This window comes from Cobetia sp. BMC6 (assembly GCF_029991385.1).
Classification (GTDB): domain Bacteria; phylum Pseudomonadota; class Gammaproteobacteria; order Pseudomonadales; family Halomonadaceae; genus Cobetia.
Map to the genome: position 1 here is coordinate 1 of NZ_JAKUMF010000100.1, position 225 is coordinate 225.

The window sequence follows — 225 nt, forward strand, 5'->3', positions numbered from 1 at the left end:
CATTGCTGGTCGCAGTGTTGCCAGCCGGATCGGTGACCGAGGCCTCAACGCTATACTCGCCTTCGCTCAGCGGTGTCTCAGCGTCGACACTGTAGGTGCCATTCTCGACGGTGGCGGTGACGGTCTGCTCGTTGCCATCGCTGTCGGTGATCACCAGGGTGACGGTGCTGCCGTCTTCGGCATCGGTAGTGCCGACGATGGTGGGCGTGGTGTCGGAGGTCAGTG

General features: G+C 63.1%; 1 protein-coding gene. It reads right to left on the bottom strand.

What is annotated here, in order from left to right; all coding sequences use genetic code 11:
- On the bottom strand, positions 1-225 hold a 225-nt coding region (locus MKZ40_RS17170; protein WP_282628017.1), incomplete at both ends, for an Ig-like domain-containing protein.